The organism is Aquitalea magnusonii (assembly GCF_002217795.2).
Lineage (GTDB): Bacteria > Pseudomonadota > Gammaproteobacteria > Burkholderiales > Chromobacteriaceae > Aquitalea > Aquitalea magnusonii_B.
In genome coordinates this window covers 2,476,947-2,493,892 of the sequence record NZ_AP018823.1, presented here as the reverse complement: position 1 = coordinate 2,493,892, position 16,946 = coordinate 2,476,947, and the positions used below count along the sequence as shown (strand labels likewise).

Here is a 16,946-nt window from a genome sequence, read left to right as displayed (position 1 = left end):
ATATGTCCGCCAGGGGCATTGATATTTATCCGCCAGCGCCTGGCAGTCATTTCATCAGCCTGGAAAATGCTTGTCGGCCATCGTCATCATTGCTGTCGGCAGCTAAATCCACTAGGCTTAACCCCTACGGCCAATAATGGTATTGGCAATAATAGCGTTGCAGCGCACGGCTGGTTTGGCTGGCTTAATTTTTTCCAGGCAAACCGGATAACTGCACGCATGTCCTGCACAGTATCGCCATGCTGGGCAAGGATAAAAAATAAAGCCTTCAGGGGAAGAATTATGACGGTTGCACGAAGAATCCTGTTTCAAATCCTTATTTCTGTTGTTGCCCTGCTTATCGTAGGTGGTGCCGGTATCGTGACACAGAACAAATTGTCGGCCACCGCCAGCAATTTTGCCGAAAACGATTATCCCAGCATCATCATCCTGGATGAATTCAATTCCTCTGCCACCGAAATGCGCCTGGGTGGGCTGCAATATGTCACGGCCAGCAATACCAGTGAAAAAGAGCAATTCAGAAATCGTATTGAGAATGGTTATCGCAAGGCCAAGCAGAATATTGCCACTTATGAAAAGTTGCTCAACGATGAGGAAGACCGTCGGCTATACGAAGCGGACAAGAAAAACCTGGATGATTACTATGCCAAGCTGCAGCCGGTAATGCAGGCATTTGACCAGGGCGATATGGAGCTGGTAAAGAAAATCCGCAATGCCACGCTCACGCCCTCGGGCAAGTTATTGTCCAAGGGCATCGATGACCATATCCAGTACAACAAGGATCATGTGCAAAAGGAAATCGAGCTGGCGCATCAAGAAGCGCATAGCGCGCTGATCTTTGCGGTATCCGTGCTGGTGCTGGCCATTGTCATCCTGGCCATCAGCGGTCTGCGTACCTTTGCTGCCGTTACCCGCCCGCTCAATGCGCTCAAGAGCACCATGCACGACATCGAGGACAAGCTGGATTTCACCCTGCAGGTGGAGGTGCATAACCCGCATGATGAAATCGGCAGCACGGCTACCGCGTTCAACCGTCTGATCAGTCGCGTCAATCAGAGCCTGCGCGACATCAGTGATAGCTGTCGTCAGGTCACCAGCTATACCACCAGCCTGGCCGCGGCAGCGCGCCATGTGTCCGATGCCGCCAGCAAGCAGAACGAAGCCTCGGCCAGCATTGCCGCCACCATGGAGCAGCTTACCGTCAGCATTAACCACGTTGGCAGCCGTGCCGGCAGCACCAGTGATAAAAGCATAGAGGCAAGCGATCTGGCAGAGTCCGGCCAGGCGGTGATCGGACGCACGGTGGCCGATATCCAGTCCATTCACCATACCGTGGGCAATGCGGCGCAGTGCATCGATGAACTGGAACAGCAAAACAGCAAGGTGGCCGCCTCGGTAGGCGACATCAAGGACATTGCCGAGCAGACCAATCTGCTGGCACTGAATGCCGCCATCGAGGCTGCCCGTGCCGGCGAGCAAGGGCGCGGCTTTGCCGTGGTGGCGGACGAAGTGCGCAAGCTGGCTGAGCGCACCTCGGTGCTGACACGCGAGATTGACGAGGTGATCAAGGGCATTACCACTATCTCGCGCCAGAGTGCCGAAGCCATGAACCAGACCCAGCAGAAGGTGGATGACGGCGTGCATGGCGCGGATGAAGCCTTGCAAGCCATTGGCCGCATCGGTACGGCATCGGGTGCGGCACGCTTGATGGCGGTGGAAATTGCCGATGCCATTCACGAACAGGCCAGCGCCAGCAACAGCATTGCCGCCCAGATCGAGCAGATTGCCCAGATGGCCGAGCGCTCCAGTGATGCGGCGGCCGAAACCGCAGAAACGGCCAGGGAGCTGGATGCCTCCGTGGCGGTGATGACCAGTGCGGTTGCCCGCTACCGGCTGTAGCTTTGAGGCCGGATACACCACCTTGGCAAGCCCGGTGATGCCGGGCTTTGTTGCGCACGGCAACAGCTACCGTGGCATCATGGGGTGTACTTGATGACCGATCGGGACCCCATGCTTACCCATGCTTTTGCTTACAAACAATGGGCCGACCAGCGCACGCTGCAGGCCGTGCGTACCCTGGCCCCGGCAAACCAGCCACAGGCCTATGCCTTTGCCTGCCAGCAACTCAATCACATGGTGATGGTGGAAGAGCTGTTCCGCGCCCGCTTGCAGGGACTGCCTGCACCGCATGCCGCCACCAATAGCGTGCAACTGCCCACGCTGGATGAGCTGGAGCGCCGCCTGCTGGCATCCAACGCCTGGTTGACCAGCCATATTGCCGCTCTCACGCCGGAAAGTGCGGCGCAAATCATCCGTTTTGTGTTTGCCGATGGCCAGGCCGGCAGCATGAGCCAGCAAGAAATCCTGTTCCACATCCTCAATCACGGCACTTACCACCGTGGTGCCATCGGACATGCGCTGGAGCAGGCCGGAGCACAGCGGCCAGCCGATACCTACACGCTGTACATCCATGCGGCCGAACCGCAGCGCCGTTGGTGCTGAACGGATGTGCGGCTACCCGGCTGCAGCGCGTCACGCCCCCCGGCCAAGGCCTGCCGACGCAGTGGGTACCTTGCGCGCGGCAACAAGGGGCAAGGAAGGGCGGGAGAGCAGGGCTTAGTGGGTAGTACACACCTGGCAGGGGTCGAAGCTGCGCACGATGTGTTGTACCTGCAGGGCTTGCGGGTCGCAGGCCGCCACCCCTTCCAGCGCTTTTTCCAGCGGGCCGGGCAGGCCCTGGCTGTCGCGCGGCGAGAAATTCCATGTCGTCGGCGCGATGATCTGGTAGCGGCTGATGCGCCCGGCATCCAGTGCCACCCAATGCCCCAGCATGCCGCGTGCCGCCTCGGTCAGGCCGATGGCCTGGCTGTGCTGCGGCTGGGTGGGAGTCGCCAGCTGGAATGCGTCGTCCAGTTGCAGTGCGGCCAGCCACTGTTCCATCTGCGGCACAAGGCGTGCCACTTCGGTAAGGCGTGCCACCACCCGGCTGTGTACATTGCCACCGTGTTCTGCCACCAGGGCAAGCAGCAGCGGCTCGCCGCGCAGCAGGCCGCGCGCCAGTGCGCCGGTTTCGGCGGCGGCACCGGCAATGCGCGGGGCCTTGCTCCAGCTATAGCCCTCGGCCTTGTCCGGCAGCGGCACCGTATCGCTATGCAGCGGCCTGGCCGGGCCATCGCCAGCCAGCCAACTGCTGTGGTTGTCCTCGCTGATGTCGTCCAGCTCCAGCGGCAGGCGGCTGCCGTCCTGCCATACGCCAGCCGGGCTCCAACAGCCATCCGGCGCGGCATAGGCATCGGCGGCAATGAAGCGGTCGTAGCTACGGCCCAGTTGGTGCAATTGCAGGTTGTCGGCAATGTGCAGAAAACAGGCAAAGTCCGCCTCGGGGGCTTGCTGGCGGTAGTTTACCAGTGCTTCAGGCGTGTTCAGGGCGGCGATGGCTTCCAGTGGCAGGCCGAAGGTGTGCTGTTCCAGATAACGGCGGAAGGTGCGCAACCATTGCTGCAAGCGCACCCGTTCGGCTGCGCTCACCACCTTGGTGACGCCACCCGGTTGCAGGCACAGCGTGTGCGGCCAGTGGCCGGCCAGGCTGCCCATGAAGCGCATCAGGATGGCGCGTGCCTCCAGCATGGGGGCGACGGCACTGCCGCGCTGGGCCTGGAAGCGGGCAAAGATATCCGCATGCCAGGGCTGGGACTGGTAGTCGGCGCGGGCAAAATCCGGCATGAAGAACAAATAGAAATGACTGAGGTGGTCGGCAATGTTTTCCACCGCGTGGATCAGATTGCGCACCTGCAGGCCATTGGGGGGCGGGCTGATGCCATACAGGGCGGATAGCGCATTGGCTGCCGCCACCGATTGCGATACCGAACAGATGCCGCAGATGCGCGGCACGATGGCCAGCGCGTCCAGCGGCTCGCGCCCCAGCAATATCCGTTCAAAACCGCGAAACAGCGGGGCGGTAACACGGGCGGCACTGACCTTGCCGTCGGCAAAGTCCAGCGTGATGTTCAGATCGCCCTCGACACGATTGAAGGGGCCAAGAATGCGGCGGCTCATGCTTTGTTCTTTTTCGGCAGGGAAGGCGGTACGGTCATGCGGTCCAGCGTGGCGTTTTGCCGCACCCGTGCCGGCGTGGCGGATTTGGACAGCGTGGCCAGCGCCACAAACCAGGCTTTGGGCATGTCGGTGGGCAGACCTACCGGGAAACCGGCCACCTGTGGTGTGCTGAAGAAACCATGGCCGGGGTCGGCAAAATCCGGCGCGGTGCAGTTGATGCAGGGATAGCCGCCAGTCAGGCAGGAGCCCTCGCCATTCCAGCCACGGCTGTTGCAGTCGGCATGGGCCTGGGTGCCTTTGCAGCCCACGTGTTCCATCAGGCAGCCCATCTGGCCCGGTGCCGTGGCGCTGGCCTTGAATTCGTAAAATTCGTTCTTGTCGCAGCCGTGGTGTACCAGCTTGTCGGCGTAAAAGCGCGGGCGGCCCAAGGGGTCGAGGTCGCTGGCCTTGAGGCTGTCACTGGCCAGCAAGGCCAGGGTTTCCAGCACCCAGCCCGGATGGGTGGGGCAGCCGGAGATATTCACCACCGGCAAGCCACCGGCGGCGTGGAAATCTCCGCCCAACAGCCCGCCCGGATGGTTACCGCTGTGGTTCAGTCCGGTGGCACCGGTCAGGTTGTCACCCGCCGCGCTGATGCCTCCATAGGCTGCGCAGGTGCCCACCGCGATGACGTGCCGGGCGCGGCGCGCCAGTTGTTCGATCAGCCTGCTCATGGGCTGGCCGTCCGGCAGCAGGTGGAAGCGCCCGGCAGCACCGGTCATCACCGATCCTTCCAGGCAGAGCATGTCCAGCGGCGCGCGGCCATCGGCCAGTGCTTGCAGCAAGTGCATGGCTTCATCTAGGCTTTGTTCGGCAAAGCTCGGGTGCCAGATCAGCTCGATGCCGATGTCTTCCAGTGTGGTGAACAGGCTGGGCGATTCGGCATTCAGCAGCGACAGGGTACAGCCGCCGCAGCCGCCGGATTGCAGCCACAGCAGGCGTTTATTTTTCGAGGCCATAGCGGGTCAGCTTGTTGCGCAGGCCGACGCGGGACAGCCCCAGTTCGGCGGCGGCGCGGGTTTTGTTCCAGCGCAGCCGGGTGAGGGTTTCGCGCAGGATCTGCTTTTCCAGTTCTTCCATGCGGGTTTTCAGATCGCCCGGCAGGCCGGAAAGAAAGGCCAGCTCGGCAACTTGCTCTTCGGCGGCGGCTTGCAGCACTTCGGCCGACAGCAGCTCGGCACCCAGCCGGTCTTCGTCACTCAATACCAGCATGCGGTTGATCTCGTTGCGCAGCTGGCGCACATTGCCCGGCCAGCGGTAGTCCTGCATGGCTTGCAGGGTGTCTTCGCCAAAATGGGCGGCCGGACGCTGATAGTGCTGGCAGGCTTCTTCCAGCAGGCTGTGGGCAATCAGCGGAATGTCCTGCGGCCGGTCGCGCAGTGGCGGTACGCTGACGGTAAAGGCGGACAGCCGGTAGTAGAGGTCTTCGCGAAACTGACCAGCGCGTACCAGCTCGGGCAGTTGCTTGTTGGTGGCCGATACCACGCGCACATTCACCTTGAGCGGGCGCGGGCTGCCCACCGGGCGGATTTCGCCTTCTTGCAGCACGCGCAGCAGCTTGGCCTGGAAGGCGGGTGAGGTTTCGCCGATTTCATCCAGGAAAATGGTGCCGCCATCGGCTTGCTGGAACAGGCCGATGCGGTCCTGGTAGGCCCCGGTAAACGCTCCGCGTTTGTGGCCGAACAGCTCGCTTTCCAGTAGTTGTTCCGGCATGGCGGCGCAGTTTTCCACCACGAAGGGGCGGTCACGGCGGTGGCTGGCATAGTGCAGTGCGCGCGCCAGCAATTCCTTGCCCACGCCGGATTCGCCTTCAATCAGCACGGAGATGTCAAACGGCGCCACCCGCGACAGCAGCGCGCAGATCTTGCTCATGCTGCTATCCGGCGCACGCACGATATTGTCCATGGCCGAGCGTTCGCGCATCTGCTCGCGCTTGCTGTCCACCCGCACCTTGAGCCAGGGTTCGGACGATTTCAGCTCCACATTCAGCAGCTCGTTTTCCTGCTGCAGGCGGAACAGTTCCACCGCGCCCTGCACGGTGAGCAGCAGCGATTCCGGCCGCCACGGCTTGAGCAGGTATTGATAGATACCCGCTTCGTTGACCGCGGCAATGATGTCGGCGTTGTCGGTGTAACCGGACAGGATGATGCGGATGACTTGCGGACAGCGTTCGCGCACCTGTTTGAGAAATTCCACGCCGCTCATGTCCGGCATGCGCTGGTCGCTCACCACCACCTGGATGAACTCCGAATCCAGAATGGCCAGCGCTTCGGCAGCGCCGCTGGCGGTAAACAGGGTGAAGTCGTCTTCCAGCGTGCGTTCCAGGGCTTCCAGTGAACGGATTTCATCATCCACCAGCAAGATGGCGGGTTTGGCGCGCATTGTTGTTATTCCCCAAAATGTGTTCGATGCGGTGTGTTCGGTACGGTGCGGGCCGGCAGGCCCGGCGAATTATTGTTGTTTGCGCTAGCGGAAACGGGCTTAGCAAATGCGCGGCAGCATTTCGCCGCTCAGCCAGTCCAGCAAGCGTTCGCCGCCAAAATCGGTTTGTACCCGCACAAACTGGTGGGCGTCATGCACCACTTCGCCGATGATGGCCGCCTGCTGTCCCAGCGGGTGGGCTTGCAGGGCGGCTAGTGCCGCCGCCGCCTCTGCTGCCGGGCAGATGGCCACCAGTTTACCTTCATTGGCAATGTAGAGCGGGTCCAATCCCAGAAATTCGCAGGCGGCGCGCACGCTGGCCTGTACCGGAATGGCGCTTTCCTGCAGCCGCATGCCCACACCGGACTGCTGGGCGATTTCGTTGAGCGTGGTGGCCAGGCCGCCACGGGTGGGGTCGCGCATCAGGAGCAGGCCGGGGCTGGCGGCCATCAGCGCGGCAGCCAGGGTGTGCAGGGCTGCGCTGTCGGACAGGATGGGGCTGGCAAAGCCCAGCCCTTCACGTTGCGACATCACCGCCATGCCATGATCGCCCAGCGTGCCGGACAGCAGGATCACATCGCCGGGACGGGCCTGATCGCCGGACAGGTTTACTCCGTCGGCCACCACGCCCACGCCGGTGGTGGAAATGAACACGCCATCGCCCTTGCCGCGTTCCACCACCTTGGTGTCGCCGGTGACAATGGCCACGCCGGCCGCGCGCGCAGCGGCAGCCATGGAGCGCACGATGCGCGCCAGATCAGCCAGCGGCAAGCCTTCTTCCAGAATGAAACCGGCGGACAGGTACAAGGGTGTGGCACCGCCCATGGCCAGGTCGTTGACCGTGCCATGCACCGCCAGGCTGCCGATATCGCCACCGGGAAAGAACAAGGGCGAAATGACATGGCTGTCGGTGGCAATGGCAATGCGTCCGCCCGGTGGCGGCAGGATAGCCTGGTCATTACCCTGCGCCAGCCAGTCGTTGGCAAACTCGGCGGCAAACAGCTCGCTCACCAACTGGGCCATGGCGCGGCCACCGCTGCCGTGGGTGAGGTTGACCAGGCCGTGCTTGAGGTCGAGCGGACGGGTGTAGGGCTTGCTCATGCCGTGGCTCCCTGTACGAAACGGCCATAGTGGTAATGGGCGGCACAGGCCCCTTCACTGGACACCATGCAGGAGCCCAGCGGGTTGTCCGGCGTGCAGACAATGCCGAATACCTTGCAGTCCTGCGGTTGCTTCTGGCCGCGCAGGATGGCACCGCACTCACAGGCCTTGTGGTCCGGCACATGGCGATACGGCAGGGCAAAGCGCAGCTCGGCGTCAAATTCGGCAAAGTCCGGGTGAATGGCCAGCGCGGAGTGCGGCACCTGGCCCAGGCCGCGCCATTCAAAGCTGTCGCGCAGCACCATGGTTTGCGCCACCCGCTGGCGGGCTTTCTGATTGCCTTCGTGGGTGACGGCGCGGCTGAACTGGGTTTCCACCTCGGTGCGGCCCTGCTTGATCTGCTCCACCAGCATGGCCACCGCCTGCAGCACGTCCAGCGGTTCGAAACCGGCAATCACCACCGGCTTGGCAAACTCCTCGGCCACCGCAGCATAGGGTGCGCTGCCAATCACGGTGCTGACGTGGGAGGGGCCGATAAAGCCGTCCAGCTGCACCGCATCGCCTGCGGCCAGCAGATGGCGCATGGCGGGCGGGGTGAGCACGTGGTTGCAGAACACACTGAAATTGGCCAGTTGTTCCTGCCGCGCCTGCAATAGCGCCAGTCCGGTGGGCGGGGTGGTGGTTTCAAAGCCGATGGCAAAGAACACCACCTGCTTGTGCGGGTTGTCGCGGGCAATCTGCAAGGCGTCATTGGTGGAGTACACCATGCGCACGTCCGCGCCCTTGGCACGCGCCTGGTACAAGCTCATCTTGTTGGATGCCGGCACGCGCAGGGTGTCGCCATAACTGCACAGGATGACATCCGGACGCAGCGCCAGCTCGATGGCGGAATCCACCCGGCCGATGGGCAGCACACACACCGGACAGCCGGGGCCGTGGATCAGCCGGATATTGTCCGGCAGCAAGCCGGTGAGGCCGTAGCGGGCAATGGCGTGGGTGTGGCCGCCACAGAACTCCATCAGCCGGTATTCACGGGCCGGGTCCACCAGACGGCTGATTTGCGCAGCCATGCCACGGGCAATGTCGCCACGGCGGAATTCGTCTACATACTTCATGCCTGCTCCCCCGCTGCCAATTGATCCATCAGGGCCAGGGTGCGGGCGGCTTCTTCGGCATCGAGTTTGCCGATGGCATAGCCGACGTGCAGGATGACGTAATCGCCTTCCTGCGGGCTGTCGATCAGGGCGACCGATACTTCACGGCTGACACCGTCCACGTCCACTACCGCCATCTCGTCGGGCAGTAGCTGGCTGATTCTTACCGGCATGGCCAGGCACATGATTCCTTCTCCTTGTTATTGTGTTTGCGCGGCGGCGTGGCTCAGGATAAAGCGCTCTGCGCCGTGCCTTGCAGCAGGCGTTGCCGTGCCACCCAGGCCTGACCCAGGCTCAGGCCGCCGTCGTTGGGCGGCAGGGCATGGGCGGTATAGACCTGCAGGCCGGCGTCACGCAGCAGCGGCAGCAGGCCTTGCAGCAATTGGCGATTGGCGCAGCAGCCACCGGCCAGCACCAGTTGCTGGATGCCGGTGGTGCTGGAGGCACGTGCGGCCCAGTCGGCTAGCGCATGCGCCAGCGTGGCGTGCCACAGGCTGGCAATGGCCAGCGGGTCGTGCAGTTGCAGCAACTGGCGCGCCAGCGGGCTGAGGTCCAGCAGATTGGTGGACGATACCTGCCAGCCTCCGGCCAGCGGTGCGCAGGGCGTGGCCAGCGCTTCCAGTTTTTGCGCGGCCTCGCTCTCGAAGCTTTGTTCCGGGCAGATGCCGGCCAGACCGGCGATGGCATCAAACCAGCGCCCCATGCTGGTGGTGTCCGGGCAGTTGAGCCCGGTTTCCAACTGGCGCAGCAATATGGGCAGGCCGGGGCGGTCGCTCAGCTGCGGCGGCAAGGGCAGCGCGCCGGCCAGCCGGTGCCACAAGCCCACCGCCATGCGCCAGGGCTCACGGGCGGCCTTGTCACCACCGGGCAGCGGCAAGGGGGTGATATGGCCCATGCGTTCGCAACTGGCCCCTTCCAGCATCATCAGCTCACCGCCCCAGGCACCGCCATTCTTGCCCAGGCCATAGCCGTCCAGCGCCAGACCCAGCGTCGGGCCTTGCAGGCCATGCTCGGCGATGACGGCAGCCAGGTGGGCATGGTGGTGCTGCACCGGCAGCAAGGGAATGCCCAATTGGCGTGACCATTGCTGAGCCAACTGGCTGGAAAAACTGTCCGGCTGCAAATCACAGGCAATGGCCTGCGGGTTGACGCCGGTCAGGTCCAGCAGGTGCTGGGCGGTGTGTTCCAGCGCCTCGCAACTGAGCGGGTGGTCCAGATCGCCCACATGTTGCGAGACAAAGGCTTCGTTGCCGCGCAGCACGGTGGCGGTGGTCTTGAGATAAGCCCCCAGCGCCAGCACGTCCGGCCCGCCCTCGGCCAGGGGCAGCGGGTCCGGCACAAAGCCGCGCGCCCGGCGGTAGAACAAGGGCTGCGCGTCTTGCAGCGCCAGCACGCTGTCGTCGCAGCGGGTGACGATATTGCGGTTGTGCAGCAGGAACACGTCGGCCACCTTGTTCAGCCGTTCACGCGCTTCCTGATTGCTGGTGACAATCGGTTCGCCGGACAGGTTGGCACTGGTCATCACCCAGCTTTGCTCACAGGCGTGCTCGCGCCATTGCTGGCCTTGCGGGCGGCCCAGCGCTTCGTGGAACAACAGCCATTGCAGCGGGGTGTAGGGCAGCATCACGCCGATGGCGGCAATGCCGGGGGCGATGTCCGGCATCCGTTGGTCGGCTTCCGGTTTTTTCTGCAGCAGCACGATGGGCCGTTCCGGGCGTTGCAGCCAGGCGGCTTCCTGCGGGCTGACTTCACAAAAGGCGCGCACCGATTCCACATTGAGCGCCATCACTGCCAGCGGCTTGCCGGGGCGATGCTTGAGCTGTCGCAGCCGCGCCACAGCTTCCGGATTGGTGGCGTCGCATACCAGATGAAAGCCACCCAGCCCTTTCATGGCAATGCTGCGGCCCATCTGCAGGATTTGCCAGGCACCGTGCAGCGGGTCGCCGTTGAGCGGCACACCAAAGCGGTCGGTCAGTTGCAGCTGCGGGCCGCAGTCCGGACAGGCGGTGGGTTCGGCATGAAAGCGGCGGCTGTGCGGGCCTTGGTATTCGCTGCGACAGGTCGGGCACAGCAAAAAGGGCAGCATGCTGGTGTTGGCGCGGTCGTAGGGCAGGCGATGGGTGACGGTGTAGCGCGGGCCGCAATCGGTACAGTTGATGAAGGGGTAGCGATAGCGGCGATTGGCCGGGTCAAACAGCTCGTCCAGACAGGCCGGACAGGTGGCACTGTCGGCGGGCAGGCGCGCCTGGGTGGTGCTGCCGCTGCTGCTGCGGATTTCAAAGCCGTCTTCATCCGGCAGCGGGTCCAGCAGGCTTTGCTGCATGCTGTCGATCTGGGCCAGCGGCGGCAAATCCTGTTGCAAATGCAGTTGGAAGGCATCCAGCTGGCTGCTGCTGCCCTGCAGTTCGATGGTGACGCCTTCGCCGGTGTTGTGTACAAAGCCGGACAGGCCAGCCGCCTGGGCGGTGCGCCAGATGAAGGGGCGAAAGCCCACTCCCTGTACCCGGCCGCGGATGGCCAGTCGCAAGCGTTGTGTCGGCATGATTCAGCGGCGCTCCTGCAACTGCTGCTCCAGCGCGGCTATCTGCTGACGCAGGCGGGCCACTTCGCGCTGTTTCACCAACTGGGCATCGTTCATGGCCAGCAACAGCCAGTCAATCCACAGGTCCATGCCGTCGCCGCTCTTGCTGGATAGCTGCAAAACCTTGATTTTCGGGTTGATGCGCCGCGCGTTGGCAATGCACACGTCCACGTCGAAATCCAGATGGCGCAGCAGGTCGATCTTGGTCAGCAGCATGATGTCGGCGGCAGCAAACATGTCCGGGTACTTCAGCGGTTTGTCCTCGCCTTCGGTGACGGACAGGATGGCCACCTTGTGCGCCTCGCCCAGATCGAAAGCCGCCGGGCATACCAGATTGCCCACGTTTTCGATCAGCAACAGGCTGTCATCGGCCGGGTTCAGCTGTTCCAGCGCCTGGCCCACCATGTGGGCGTCCAGATGGCAGCCCTTGCCGGTGTTGATCTGGATGGCGGGCGCGCCGGCCGCGCGGATGCGCTCGGCATCGTTGCTGGTTTGCTGGTCGCCTTCCACCACGTACACCAGGGTGTCGCTGCCCAGTTGGCGGATGGTTTCGGCCAGCAGGGTGGTTTTGCCCGAGCCGGGACTGGACACCAGATTGAGCGCAAAAATGCCACGGTCGCGCAGCCACTGGCGGTTTTGCGCGGCATAGCCATCGTTCTTGGACAGGATGTCCTGCTCAATCTTCACCATGCGCGCCTGGCTCAGCCCCGGCGCATGGGCATGGGCCGCGCCCTGGCCATAATGCAGCGCCGCACCGCCCGCCTGCTGGCTGAGCGTGGGCTGATGCTCTGCCGCTTGGTCTGCCGGGCTGGCCGGTGCCAGGTGGGCGTGAACATGATGATGCTGGTCGTGGTCGTGGTCGTGGGAATGGCCATGATCATGAGAGTGCGCATGGTGCGGGCGATAGGGAAACTTCACGCCGCCGGGAGTCCGGCCTTCAATCTTCACATTGCCTTTGCTGCAGCCGCAAACGGTACACATTGCTGCCTCTCCTTGTTTTTCATTCTGATGGCAGCGGCCGGTGGCCACTTGCCGGTATTCATGGGGCGGGGCTTATTCCACTTCCAGTTCGCTGACGCGCATTTCATCGCCACCGGTTACTTGCACCTGATGCTTGCCGCACAGTGGGCAGGCATCAAAGCGAGCATGGACGGCCACGCGCTGGCTGCAGGCCAGGCACCAGCCTTCACCGGGCTGGCGCACAAAGTGAAAGCGCGCGCCATCGGCCAGCGTGTCGCGGCTGACTACTTCCAGGCAAAAATCCAGGGCTTCCACTTCCACCCCGGCCAGCTCGCCTATGCTCAGCCATACCTGTTTTACCCGCCGGAAGTCCTGGGCCTTGGCCTGGTCTTCCAGCAACTGGATGATGCCTTCAGCCAGTGACATTTCATGCATATTCGGTTTCCTTGCTCACGCTGTATGCCACACAGGGGTCGATCAGGCTGATCTGGCGCTGCCATTCTGCGTCAGACGCTGCCGCCAGAAAACCCAGGCTTACCCGCAATACCCCTTCCGGGTGTGCATGCCACAGCGTGGGCGGCACCACCCGGTAACGGCTGATGCGGCCATTTTCATCCAGTGCCGCCAGATGCAGCAGCGGCCCGCGTGCGGTGTCCACCAGCGCCAGCGCGCCGTCGGGCAGGCAGGCGGCACTGGCTTGCAATTGCTGTGTGCCGCTCAGCCAGCGCGCCAGTTGCAGCAGCCGCGCCAGCAGCCGTGCGCGCGGGCGTAAATTTTTTTCCAGCAGGCCGGGCAGATGGGCGGCTTCACGTGCCAGTGCGCTTACCTCGCGCGCCTGTCCCTGCCATACCGGCCCGCCTGGGCGCAGCCAGTCGGCCAGATGCGCCGCCAGCATGCCAGCGCCAAACGGTGGCAGCAGCGTACAGCCGGGCAGCGGCTGCTCCAGCATGCGCAGCCAGCGTGCCGGTGCGGTATCGCCTTGCATCAGCCAGGCCAGCCAGCCGTCTTCGCCGCGTTGCAGCCAGTGCTGGCAGTCCTCACCGTAGACAAAGGCTTCGGCCAGGCTGCGCAGGGAGGGCAGGTCCTGTGCGGCGCGCCATTGTGCGGTCCACTCTGCCGCCGCCGCTGTGCCGTCAAAAGCCTGCGACCAGTCCAGTAGCAGCTTGCGCAGGGTTTCGCGCGTGGCTTCCAGTGTCAGCGTGGCTCGCTGTTCATCACTTGCCGTGGCCTGCTGACCGGCGGCCTGCTGCAGTACCAGCCTGGCGGCCAGGCTTTGCGCCTGGGCGCACAGGGAAAACAGCAGCGGGGTCATGGCAATGGCTTGCGCAGCGGGCTGGCCGATGAACAGCCGCTCTGCTTCCCGACGTGGCCAGCTTACGCGCGGAGCCGTGGCCCCGTCCTTGTCCTGGCTCAGATGAATGCGGATCTGATCGGCTGTCATCGGCCCAGTCCAAACAGGCGGCGGCGCGACAGGTCCGGTGCGGCGGGCTGTGCTGGTGGAAACAATAGCTTGAGCACTTCTTCTGCCGTGCTGCAGGCACTGGCCTGGTCGACAAATTGCAGCACCGGTGAAAACAGCGAGCACAGCCGGTAGTCGCCCAGTGCGGCTTCATGCCCAGCCATGAAGGGCAGGGCATCACCCGGCAGTTGCACCACCACCTCGCCACCCGGTGGCACCGGCGGCAGGCTGTCGGCTGCGGCGGGCAGCAGCAACAGGTTCATGAACCAGGGGGTGAGCAGCACGCCCACCCATAGCTGGCCGTGCGGGCCGTCCCACTGCCGGAAGCCGATGGCTTGCACCTGTAGCGCCGGATTGAGGATGGGAATGCCCTGCATGCGCGTGTCGGCAATCTGGCGGAATAGCTGTTCCAGCCCGGGGCCGGGGGTCTGGGCAGGGTTCATGCCGGGCTGTCCAGCACCATGAACTGGTCACGTGCGCCATCGCACACCGGGCAGCGCCAGTGTTCCGGCAGCCCGGAAAACGGCGTGCCGGGCGGAATCTGCCACACATCGTCGCCTTGTGCCGGGTCGTACACCCACCAGCAGATCTTGCACTCCATGCGCGCAGTATCCGCCAGGCTGTCATCGCGCCCCAGATAGGAGCCTTCGAAGCGCCCGTCCATCAGTATTCCCCCTGCAACCACTGCCAGGCTTCCTGCAGGCGGTCCAGCGAGTCGGCCAGATCGTCCGCCGAAGCCAGTGCCACTTCCGGAATGCGGGTGATTTCCAGCGTATCCAGCAAGATGCTGTTCATGCCGTTGAAGTACTGCACGCGCCAGACATTAGCCAGCGAGGTGGCCATGATGCGGCATTTGCCATAGCCGCGGGAAAACACCCCGCTATTACCCGGCCCCAGGATGGCATCCAGGCAGTCCATGTCGGCCGGACTCATCGGCAGCAAGGAAAAGTTGGTGATATGGGCCTCGCTGCCGGGGTTTTGCATGGCGGCGGCAATTTCGGTCAGTACCGGCCCGGCATTCATCAGTTGCTCGGGCAGGGTGGGGATGTCCAGCTCGGCCTTGCCAAACGCGCGGGCGGCCTGCCATACGGCGGCGGGAATCGGGCAGGCTTCAATGCGGTCGGCCAGCAGCTGGCCGTCGGCGCTGCTTTCCAGCACGCGCCAGATGCCGGCGAATACCGATTCCTGCATGTCCAGTTCGCGTCCGTCCAGCAGTTTCACCCGACAGGACACCTCGCCTTCGCCCAGTAGCTGGTTGATCAACTGACGGTTGGCGGCGTCAAGCTGGCTGATGTCCTGCACCGGATAAACCTCGGCATCACCCTGATAGCCCTGCAACTGGGCAATCAGGTCGGCAATCACCTGTTTGGCGGCATGCAGGTGTTCCACTTCTTCCGAGGTGGGCAGGGTGGGCTGGTCGAAGCTGTCGATTTCACGCGGCAGCGGCATGTAGGCCAGGTCCGGGTCTTCCGGTTGCGAACCGGGGCCAAGGCCCACCACGGCGACGGGGAAGGGTTTGATGTTCATGCGCAACCTTTCTCGCTGCTGGCACTGGTGACCGGAATGCCGACCGAAGGCGGGCGACGGGTGGGGGCGGTGAGCTTGTCGGCAAAGCTGTGTACGATGTCCGGCCAGTCCTGCAGGCCGGCGATGATGCCCACGTATTCTCCCTGCCGCAGAAACAGCAGGGCCGGGAATTTCAGGATGCCAAAGCGTTTGGCAATGGCCTGGCTGGCCGGCAGGTCGGCATAGGCCACGCGGAAGGTATCGGCGGGGAATTCGCGCAGCACTTCCGGCACGATCACCACATTGTCCAGCACCTCGGGATATTTCACCGGGTCGGCATTCAGCATCACGATCAGGTTTGGCGTTGCGCTTGCCAGGCTGTCCAGCCCGGCTGCAGCAACGGCCTGGTAGCCGGTATCAGCCAGCCTTTGCAGCAGGTTGTCTTGCGGATTGCTCATCAGGAGGTTTTCCTTTGTGCGTCCAATTGCGCCTGCAGATGCGGGGGCAATTGCGGTTCGCGCTGATTGAGGTCGGCCAGATGGATGGCCGGGTCGAAACGGCCGTTCATGGCGGCATCCAGTGCGGCCAGTGCATCCAGGATGTCGGCTGCACGTTCGGCGCTTAGCACCTCGCGTGCCGCCCCCATGAATACCAGCAGCCAGTCGCCGGGCTGTACTGCGCCCACCAGCGACAGGTCTACCGTTTGCCATTGCCCGGCGTGCTGACAGTCGGCCACCAGTTGGTGACAGCGTTCCACTTGCATGGGAATGCCCAGACACATCAGCCTTCTCCTTGCAGCACGCGGTCGTCGCCAATGCGGCAGGCCAGTTCGGCTGACGGGCGTTCGTCTTCATAGCGCTGCATGTCCAGGCTGGCGTGGTTCAGCCGGTCGTCGTCCTGGCGGGGTGACAGGCTGACGCCCCAGTCCTGCAACTGCTGTACGGCCAGCGCGATAGCCGGTTCCAGCTGCGCGCGCACCGCGTCGGTCAGGCTGCCGCCATAGTCTTCCAGTTGTACCGGCTGCACGCCGATCAGCACAATCTGGCCGGGCAGATTACCCTTGAGGTCGGCCAGCGCCAGCACCTCGGAAAACCCGGTCTGGTGCAGGCTCATTTTCTTGGCGGTGAGATAGGCCGGCACGGCATCGTCGTGGTACACCTTCAGCGTGCCGGGCGTGAGGCCAAAGTCGATGGCGTCGAACAGGATCAGCCGGTCCGCTTCCTCCACATAGGGCAGCAGCAACAGGCCTTGGGTGCCACCGTCCACAACGTCGACGTTGGCAGGGAGCTGGTAGCGGGCAAACAGCTGCTCGGCGGCGCGTACGCCAAAACCTTCGTCAGCCCAGAGCAGGTTGCCCAGCCCCATGATGGTGATGTGTGCGGTGTGCATGGTGTCGAAGCGCTGTAACGGAGAGGGTTACAGATCAAGATTCATGCCAGTGCGGCACAGCGGTAGAAAGCTTGCCAAATCAGCGGCTTGGGCTTAATTCCACAGTCACTGCAAGGACATATTGCTGGCAAATGGAAAGCCAAGTGGAAACTTTCTATTCGGCAGGGGGCTGATGTGGTTACGGAAATTTTAAATGTAATTGACATCGCATGTGCAAGCGCTTGCGGTGTAGCTGAATCACCTTCTTCTTGCTTCACACTCTTCTTTGCGCTGATGACTG

18 protein-coding genes are annotated in these 16,946 nt (G+C 63.3%); 2 read left to right on the top strand and 16 right to left on the bottom strand.

Annotated elements, in window-relative coordinates:
* Positions 1-66: 66 nt before the first annotated feature.
* Positions 67-1,899 (top strand): methyl-accepting chemotaxis protein, encoded by a 1,833-nt coding sequence (locus DLM_RS11865; RefSeq protein WP_089086171.1) that lies wholly within the window; start codon positions 67-69, stop codon positions 1,897-1,899.
* Between the two features lie 93 nt (positions 1,900-1,992).
* Positions 1,993-2,502, top strand: coding sequence for a DinB family protein (locus DLM_RS11860; RefSeq protein ID WP_197715395.1), 510 nt, complete (start codon positions 1,993-1,995; stop codon positions 2,500-2,502).
* Between the two features lie 114 nt (positions 2,503-2,616).
* On the opposite strand, the gene DLM_RS11855 is transcribed toward DLM_RS11860, so the two are convergent.
* The 16 genes from DLM_RS11855 to hybD form a co-directional block, all read right to left on the bottom strand.
* Complete coding sequence (locus DLM_RS11855; protein WP_089086173.1) at positions 2,617-4,056, bottom strand: nickel-dependent hydrogenase large subunit; 1,440 nt, start codon at positions 4,054-4,056, stop codon at positions 2,617-2,619.
* Entirely contained in the window at positions 4,053-5,054 is a 1,002-nt protein-coding gene (locus DLM_RS11850; protein ID WP_089086174.1) for a HupU protein, read from the bottom strand. Before DLM_RS11850 ends, DLM_RS11855 begins: the two co-directional genes overlap by 4 nt.
* Positions 5,038-6,477 carry a sigma-54-dependent transcriptional regulator gene (locus DLM_RS11845; RefSeq protein ID WP_089086175.1) on the bottom strand — a complete coding sequence of 480 codons (1,440 nt, stop codon included), beginning with the start codon at positions 6,475-6,477 and terminating at the stop codon, positions 5,038-5,040. Before DLM_RS11845 ends, DLM_RS11850 begins: the two co-directional genes overlap by 17 nt.
* A gap of 99 nt (positions 6,478-6,576) precedes the next feature.
* Positions 6,577-7,617, bottom strand: a complete 1,041-nt coding sequence (gene hypE / locus DLM_RS11840; RefSeq protein WP_089086176.1) for a hydrogenase expression/formation protein HypE — start codon at positions 7,615-7,617, stop codon at positions 6,577-6,579.
* Positions 7,614-8,732: a hydrogenase formation protein HypD gene (hypD, locus tag DLM_RS11835; protein WP_089086177.1), complete on the bottom strand. Its 1,119-nt coding sequence runs from the start codon at positions 8,730-8,732 to the stop codon at positions 7,614-7,616. The genes hypE and hypD overlap by 4 nt, the downstream gene beginning before the upstream one ends.
* Entirely contained in the window at positions 8,729-8,956 is a 228-nt protein-coding gene (locus tag DLM_RS11830) for a HypC/HybG/HupF family hydrogenase formation chaperone (RefSeq protein ID WP_089086178.1), read from the bottom strand. The genes hypD and DLM_RS11830 overlap by 4 nt, the downstream gene beginning before the upstream one ends.
* 41 nt (positions 8,957-8,997) lie before the next feature.
* Complete coding sequence (hypF, locus tag DLM_RS11825) at positions 8,998-11,313, bottom strand: carbamoyltransferase HypF (protein ID WP_197715394.1); 2,316 nt, start codon at positions 11,311-11,313, stop codon at positions 8,998-9,000.
* A gap of 3 nt (positions 11,314-11,316) precedes the next feature.
* Positions 11,317-12,333 carry a hydrogenase nickel incorporation protein HypB gene (hypB, locus tag DLM_RS11820; RefSeq protein ID WP_089086179.1) on the bottom strand — a complete coding sequence of 339 codons (1,017 nt, stop codon included), beginning with the start codon at positions 12,331-12,333 and terminating at the stop codon, positions 11,317-11,319.
* Between the two features lie 72 nt (positions 12,334-12,405).
* The gene (gene hypA, locus DLM_RS11815; protein WP_197715393.1) at positions 12,406-12,747 is read right to left on the bottom strand and encodes a hydrogenase maturation nickel metallochaperone HypA; all 342 of its coding nucleotides are present in this window, start codon (positions 12,745-12,747) and stop codon (positions 12,406-12,408) included.
* The gene (locus DLM_RS11810) at positions 12,740-13,753 is read right to left on the bottom strand and encodes a hypothetical protein (protein WP_089086180.1); all 1,014 of its coding nucleotides are present in this window, start codon (positions 13,751-13,753) and stop codon (positions 12,740-12,742) included. The genes hypA and DLM_RS11810 overlap by 8 nt, the downstream gene beginning before the upstream one ends.
* A complete protein-coding gene (hybE, locus tag DLM_RS11805; protein WP_089086181.1) occupies positions 13,750-14,214 on the bottom strand; it encodes a [NiFe]-hydrogenase assembly chaperone HybE in 465 nt (154 codons plus the stop codon). Before hybE ends, DLM_RS11810 begins: the two co-directional genes overlap by 4 nt.
* A complete protein-coding gene (locus tag DLM_RS11800) occupies positions 14,211-14,435 on the bottom strand; it encodes a rubredoxin (protein WP_089086182.1) in 225 nt (74 codons plus the stop codon). Before DLM_RS11800 ends, hybE begins: the two co-directional genes overlap by 4 nt.
* On the bottom strand, positions 14,435-15,298 hold the full coding sequence (locus DLM_RS11795) for a hydrogenase expression/formation protein (RefSeq protein WP_089086183.1): 864 nt from the start codon (positions 15,296-15,298) through the stop codon (positions 14,435-14,437). Before DLM_RS11795 ends, DLM_RS11800 begins: the two co-directional genes overlap by 1 nt.
* The gene (locus tag DLM_RS11790; RefSeq protein WP_089086184.1) at positions 15,295-15,735 is read right to left on the bottom strand and encodes a hydrogenase; all 441 of its coding nucleotides are present in this window, start codon (positions 15,733-15,735) and stop codon (positions 15,295-15,297) included. Before DLM_RS11790 ends, DLM_RS11795 begins: the two co-directional genes overlap by 4 nt.
* Entirely contained in the window at positions 15,735-16,058 is a 324-nt protein-coding gene (locus DLM_RS11785) for a HypC/HybG/HupF family hydrogenase formation chaperone (RefSeq protein WP_045845130.1), read from the bottom strand. The genes DLM_RS11790 and DLM_RS11785 overlap by 1 nt, the downstream gene beginning before the upstream one ends.
* A complete protein-coding gene (gene hybD / locus DLM_RS11780; RefSeq protein ID WP_089086185.1) occupies positions 16,058-16,666 on the bottom strand; it encodes a HyaD/HybD family hydrogenase maturation endopeptidase in 609 nt (202 codons plus the stop codon). The genes DLM_RS11785 and hybD overlap by 1 nt, the downstream gene beginning before the upstream one ends.
* Positions 16,667-16,946 lie beyond the last annotated feature (280 nt).